This window comes from Ruegeria sp. CDSA246, from assembly GCF_059611225.1.
Window position 1 is genome coordinate 58,645 of sequence record NZ_JBXWPD010000019.1, and the last position, 6,513, is coordinate 65,157.

Genomic DNA, 6,513 nt, shown 5'->3' on the forward strand with positions numbered 1-6,513 from the left:
TCACCCATAAAGCGCGCGCGCCTCGGCGAAGGACAGCAGGCGACGGCCCTTCTCATCCCACAGATGCAGGCGCGCGTTGGCGAGGCTCTCACGGATGGTCATCTGGTTGCTGTTGGCCAGTTCATCATGATCGCGCAGCACCTCGGTCAGGCGATAGAACGGAATGCGGCTGTAGAGGTGATGCACGTGATGGATACCGATATTCGCGCTGAACCACTGCAGCACGGACGGCAGGATGTAATGCGAGCTTCCGTGCAGGGCGGCCTCGTGCAATTGCCAGTCCTCATCGGTATCCCAATGTGTGTCCTCGAACTGGTGCTGCACGTAGAACAGCCACACACCCGCAGTCGCGGCAATCAGGGTTGAGGGCAGAAAGATCAGCAGCACCGGCATCAGGCCGCCAAAATAGTAAACGGCGACGAGGGCAGCCAGAATGGCAAGATTTGTGCCCATCGCGCTGATCCAGAACCTGACGCTGCCCGTCAAACCCAGCGGGAGGCGGTTTTGGAACAGGAACAGATAGCCGGGGCCTAGGACAAACAGTGTGATAGGGTTGCGGTACACGCGATACCAAAACCGGTTCATGGGCGTCTTTGACTGATACTCGGCAACAGTCAACGTGTGGATATCGCCCATTCCCCGTTTGTCCAAATTGCCCGAACTGTTGTGATGGTTGGAATGCGTACGGCGCCAGACGTCATACGGCGTCAGGGTCAAAACACCGATGACCCGCCCAACCCAGTCGCTGACCGACCGGTTCTTGAAGAACGCTCCGTGCCCGCAATCATGCTGGATCGCAAACAGGCGCAGCAGGAAGGCCGCGTTGAGAACGGCAATCGCAAAAGCCAGCCAATAGCTGACCGAAAGCGACATCCAGGACAGCGCCCATAAAACGAAAAAGGGGATAATGCTGACACCCAACTCAAAGGAGCTGCGCCACTGGTTCGGTTCGCGGTATTTGGCAAGTGTCGAAACCCAATCCCGCGCGGCGGTCACATCCGGTTTGTCCGGGGTCGAGAGATAGGGTTTTGTCATACGCCTGCCATGTCACTTCTGTTTGTAGAAACCGCATAGACTACCGTTCCGGCATAGCAAGCGAATTCTGGCTGAGGCGATTGCGTCGCGCTCATTTTCTTTGGTGTTGTTGCTCGGGAAACCTCCGCTTTCGCGGGTGCCTTCTTACTTATCCACAGTTGGACCCGATCAGAGATAGGTATTCACGTCGATGGTGTAACCCTCCTATGTGGTCAAATTTGCTTTATTGACGTTTTGCGGCGGCCCAACTGATCACGGAACCTCCTGATTTTACCCCCCCGCCCAGAAACACGTATCGTGAAACATGGCGATAGGTTTGGCCCTTGCGCAATACCGCACTGGGAAACCCTTGCTGATTGATTGAATCGGGCCAGACCTGTGGTTCCAAAGCGACGCCAGAATAAGGGCCGTAGGGTTGGCCGCCCAAGCCAATGCGTGGACCTTCATCCAAAGACGAACCGGAATAGACCTGCAAACCCGGCTCGGTCGTCTCTAGCTGCATCGTCAGACCCGAGGACAGGCCGGTCAACGTCGCCACAGGACGACAAGGCAGACGCTGATCGGACAGGCAGTAATTGTGATCGTATGCCCAGCCTCCTAAAGGTCGCGGTGACCGAAGGTCAAAGGGCGTGCCCTCAACGCTAAGCGCTTCACCTGTGGGAATGAGGTCCCCGTCAACAGGGGTGTAGCGTTCAGCGCGCACCATTAGTTCGTGTTTGCGGATGTCTGCGCCACCGTCGAGGTTGAAGTAGATATGCGGGGTCAGATTGCAGAGACTTGCCGACGTTGTCCGCGCTTCCATTTCAATACTCAATGTAGCGTCGGCCTCGACTCGGAAGGTCACTGTCGTTGCCAAGTCGCCGCCAAAGCCCATATGGCCATCAGGCAGGGTCAGCTGCAAAGTGACCGCTCCCGATGTAACGCTGGAAATTTCCCAGACCAGACAATCCATACCCTGCATTCCGCCGTGCAACGTATGAATACCCAAATAATTGCGATCCAGCTGGTAGCCAGCGCCATCCAGACTGTATGACGCACGCGCGATCCGATTGGCACAACGGCCCACCATGGCTCCTAGGTAAGCCGTGCTGTCTTCATAGCCTGCAATCTCTGGCCACCCCAATATCAGAGGATGCTCAAAATCCTGCACACGCAGATCCTGCAGCGTTGCGCCATAAGTCAAGATACGCGCAGAAAGCGCCCCCTGCCCTATTTCGATGCTTCTGACGATCTGACCATCCCGGGTTTTCCCGAAATCGCGAACCTGCTGTTCAGCCTGCATATCACCCGTCTCACTGCCTAGAGGTCACTGTGCACAGGTCCGGGCCAAGTTCAACGCGGCCAAACGAGCTGCGCCAACAAAAAAAGAGCCCCTGCATCAACAGGGGCCCTTTGTTCTTTTCCCAAAGACGGGTCCGATCAGAGACCGGTGCTTACGTCGATGGTGTTACCCTCTTCCAGGGTCACATATGCTTTTTTGACGTCTTTCCGCTTGCCCAACTGGCCGCGGAACCGCTTGACCTTGCCTTTGGTGATGGTGGTGTTGACCGCCTTCACCTTGACACCAAACAGCGATTCAACCGCTTCTTTGATCTGCGGTTTGTTGCTGTCGATCGACACTTCAAAGACAATCGCGCCGTTCTCAGACGCCATGGTCGACTTTTCAGTGATGATCGGCTTGCGGATCACGTCGTAGTGTTCTGCCTTCGCGCTCATTTCAGACGAGCCTCCAGTGCTTCGACAGCCGCTTTGGTGAGCACGAGAGTGTCACGCTTGAGGATGTCATAAACGTTTGCACCCATCGACGGCAGGATATCCAGACCTTCGATGTTGCGCGACGCCTTCAGGAAACCTTCGTTCACGGTCGCCCCGTCGATGACCAGAGCGCGTTTCCAGCCCAGGTTTGCAACCTGTTTGGCCAGTGCAGCGGTCTTGCCTTCGGCTTCGGCGTTTTCGATCACAACCAGTTCACCAGCTGCCATTTTGGCAGACAGCGCGTGGCGCAGACCGAGTTTACGGAACTTCTTCGGCAGGTCATGACCATGCGAACGCACGACCGGACCTTTGTAAACGCCACCACCCCGGAAGATCGGTGCCGAGCGAGCGCCGTGGCGTGCGCCACCGGTGCCTTTTTGGCGATAGATCTTCTTAGTCGAATAGGACACTTCCGAGCGGGTCTTGACCTTGTGGGTGCCAGCCTGAGCGTTGTTGCGCTGCCAACGGACCACACGGTGCAGGATGTCCGCGCGCGGCTCAAGGCCGAACAGATCGGCGTCCAGCTCGATGTTGCCGGCTTTGCCGCCGTCCAGTTTGATTACATCAAGTTTCATGCTTCACCACCTTCCGCGGGAGCTTCTTCCGCAGGTGCTTCAGTTGCAGCACCTTTTACGGCTGCCGGGAAAGGCAGGCCTTCCGGTGCTTTCTTCTTGACGGCGTCCTTGACGGTGACCCAGCCCGATTTCGGTCCGGGAACGGCGCCTTTGATGAAGACCAGACCACGGTCGGCGTCGGTTTTGACGACTTCCAGGTTCTGGGTGGTTACACGGGCAGCACCCATGTGACCGGCCATCTTCTTGCCTTTGAAAACCTTGCCCGGATCCTGACACTGGCCAGTCGAACCGTGCGAACGGTGGCTGATCGAAACACCGTGCGAGGCGCGAAGACCACCGAAGTTGTGGCGCTTCATTGCACCGGCAAAGCCTTTACCGATCGAGGTGCCCGAAACGTCAACTTTCTGACCTTCCAGGAAGTGTTCTGCCGAAATCTCGGCACCCACTTCGATCAGGCCATCTTCGGAGACGCGGAACTCGGCCAGCTTACGCTTAGGCTCGACCTTTGCAGCGGCATAGTGACCGCGCATGGCCTTCGAGGTGCGTTTTGCCTTGGCAGCACCAGCGCCCAGCTGAACGGCGGTGTAGCCGTCTTTGTCAGCAGTACGCTGTGCAACGACCTGCAGGCCGTCCAGGTGAAGAACGGTCACAGGGATCTGCTTGCCGTCTTCCATGAACAGGCGGGTCATGCCTACTTTTTTTGCGATAATACCAGAGCGCATAATCTATACCCTCCGATCTTACGACTGCAGCTTGATCTCGACGTCCACACCAGCGGCGAGGTCGAGCTTCATCAGCGCGTCAACGGTCTGGGGGGTCGGATCAACGATGTCGAGCAGACGCTTGTGCGTGCGGATCTCGAACTGGTCGCGGGATTTCTTGTCAACGTGAGGGCCACGGAGAACCGTGAACTTCTCAATCTTGTTCGGCAGCGGGATCGGGCCGCGCACGTTCGCGCCGGTCCGCTTGGCAGTATTGACGATCTCTTGCGTGCTGGCATCCAGAACGCGATAGTCAAATGCCTTCAGCCGAATACGGATGTTTTGGCTTTGCATAATAACAGCCTTTTATCAGGCGTTGAGGTTGAGAGGAGGACAAGCGCGCATCGCCAACCCTCTTCGAACCCAAAAGGCGGGAATCACCCCGCCTTGACGTTCTTATCGAGAACTCGCGCGACTTACAGGGGTGTGGGGGGATTGGCAAGGGGGAAATGTACTTCGCATGAGCACGCGAATGCAAGCCCACCACTAGTGAGCTCAACCTGAACGCCAAAAATATAGTAACACACAGTTTTTGAGTGACTGCAGCTTTGATCTGTCACTTTTAGATTGAGACTCAATTCAAGACTGTTAGCAGTACACCGAACACAAGCATTTCATACAGCAAGAAGGAAAATACATGCGTGGATTTGCAACCATTCTTGCGCCAGCCGTTTTGAGTGGCGCAGTTGTTCTTTCAACTACCTCGGCAGCGATGTCATTGGATCTCAATCAGCGCGCCCAAATCATTGAGAGTGTAGGTAAATTTGTTGAAGCCATCGGTTGCGCATACGAAGCGGACAATCAAGATGATCTCTTGGTAGCCGATCTGGGCACAGAAGAAATGGACGGTGCCAGTTACATAGCATTTCCAATGGTTGATGTTGGTTGCGCACAAGGATCCGGAACTATCTACTTCACACCGGTTGTACTGCGGGTCTCAGATTTTGGCTCTCAGGCAACTTACGTAGACTTGTGGGCTACTGCGCAAGTTGATTTCGTCAACATGCCAGCAAGATCTTTGGAATCTGTAGAAGCTCTGGATGCGAGTCACATTCGCATGACCGGATATGACTACCACGAAGACGATTCAAATTGCTGCCCGACCAAACGCGTGGACCGTGTATACAAACGGTACTTGGGAGGAGGAGAAGGATTGTGGGTCCCGGTGTTTGATTGACGCGATAAACCAAGCACAAAATCCACTCCCAAAAAAAGGCCGCCCCGAGGGAGCGGCCTACGACTAATTCCTTTCCGCGCAACGCGTGCTGACCATAGCAGGAATGCAAACAAAAAAGGGCGTCCCGAGGGACGCCCTTTTCGTTTGATATCTCGAGAGCGATTACTCGACGATTTTCGACACGACGCCGGCGCCGACGGTGCGGCCGCCTTCGCGGATGGCGAAACGCAGGCCGTTTTCCATCGCGATCGGTGCGATCAGTTCAACCTCGAACGACACGTTGTCGCCGGGCATAACCATCTCGGTGCCAGCTGCCAGGGTCACGGTGCCGGTCACGTCAGTCGTACGGAAGTAGAACTGAGGACGGTAGTTCGCGAAGAACGGAGTGTGACGACCGCCTTCTTCCTTGGTCAGGATATAGGCTTCGGCTTCGAACTTGGTGTGCGGTGTAACCGAACCTGGCTTACACAGAACCTGACCACGCTCAACGCCTTCACGGTCGATACCGCGCAGCAGGGCGCCGATGTTGTCGCCCGCTTCGCCGCGATCCAGCAGCTTGCGGAACATTTCAACACCAGTACAGGTGGTTTTCTGAGTGTCACGGATGCCGACGATTTCGATCTCGTCGCCAACGTTGATCACGCCACGCTCAACACGACCGGTCACAACAGTACCACGGCCCGAGATCGAGAATACGTCTTCGACCGGCATCAGGAACGGCTGGTCAACAGCGCGCTCAGGTGTCGGGATGTATTCGTCCACGGCCGCCATCAGCTTGCGGATCGATTCTTCGCCGATTTCCGGCTTGTTGCCTTCCATCGCGGCCAGAGCCGAACCTGCGATGACTGGAATGTCGTCGCCGGGGTAGTCATACGAAGACAGCAGCTCGCGGATTTCCATTTCCACCAGTTCCAGCAGTTCTTCGTCGTCAACCTGATCCACTTTGTTCATGAACACGACCATGGTCGGGATGCCAACCTGGCGGCCCAGCAGGATGTGCTCGCGGGTCTGCGGCATCGGGCCGTCAGCAGCGTTCACAACCAGGATCGCGCCGTCCATCTGTGCGGCACCGGTGATCATGTTCTTGACGTAGTCAGCGTGGCCGGGGCAGTCGACGTGCGCATAGTGACGCGTGTCGGTCTCGTATTCCACGTGGGCGGTCGAGATGGTGATGCCACGTGCTTTTTCTTCAGGCGCGCCGTCAATCTGG

General features: G+C 56.3%; 8 protein-coding genes. 1 reads left to right on the forward strand and 7 read right to left on the reverse strand.

Translation table 11 applies throughout. The annotated features are described in order from the left end of the window. The 6 genes from AC2FI9_RS20330 to rpsJ form a co-directional block, all read right to left on the reverse strand. Positions 1–1,035: a fatty acid desaturase gene (locus tag AC2FI9_RS20330; protein ID WP_496725239.1), complete on the reverse strand. Its 1,035-nt coding sequence runs from the start codon at positions 1,033–1,035 to the stop codon at positions 1–3. Positions 1,036–1,258: 223 nt separating this feature from the next. Beyond that, positions 1,259–2,317 (reverse strand): aldose epimerase family protein, encoded by a 1,059-nt coding sequence (locus AC2FI9_RS20335; RefSeq protein WP_496770185.1) that lies wholly within the window; start codon positions 2,315–2,317, stop codon positions 1,259–1,261. A gap of 137 nt (positions 2,318–2,454) precedes the next feature. Further along, entirely contained in the window at positions 2,455–2,751 is a 297-nt protein-coding gene (locus AC2FI9_RS20340; protein WP_496770187.1) for a 50S ribosomal protein L23, read from the reverse strand. Beyond that, positions 2,748–3,365 carry a 50S ribosomal protein L4 gene (rplD, locus tag AC2FI9_RS20345; protein WP_050605826.1) on the reverse strand — a complete coding sequence of 206 codons (618 nt, stop codon included), beginning with the start codon at positions 3,363–3,365 and terminating at the stop codon, positions 2,748–2,750. The genes AC2FI9_RS20340 and rplD overlap by 4 nt, the downstream gene beginning before the upstream one ends. Next, positions 3,362–4,087 (reverse strand): 50S ribosomal protein L3, encoded by a 726-nt coding sequence (rplC, locus tag AC2FI9_RS20350; protein ID WP_058272361.1) that lies wholly within the window; start codon positions 4,085–4,087, stop codon positions 3,362–3,364. Before rplC ends, rplD begins: the two co-directional genes overlap by 4 nt. 18 nt (positions 4,088–4,105) lie before the next feature. Next, complete coding sequence (rpsJ, locus tag AC2FI9_RS20355) at positions 4,106–4,420, reverse strand: 30S ribosomal protein S10 (protein WP_008756422.1); 315 nt, start codon at positions 4,418–4,420, stop codon at positions 4,106–4,108. 343 nt (positions 4,421–4,763) lie between these two features. On the opposite strand from rpsJ, the gene AC2FI9_RS20360 reads away from it, so the two are divergent. Then, entirely contained in the window at positions 4,764–5,303 is a 540-nt protein-coding gene (locus AC2FI9_RS20360; protein ID WP_496770189.1) for a hypothetical protein, read from the forward strand. A gap of 162 nt (positions 5,304–5,465) precedes the next feature. On the opposite strand, the gene tuf is transcribed toward AC2FI9_RS20360, so the two are convergent. After that, the coding region (gene tuf / locus AC2FI9_RS20365; RefSeq protein WP_496770191.1) for an elongation factor Tu at positions 5,466–6,513 on the reverse strand (1,048 nt) is incomplete at its 5' end.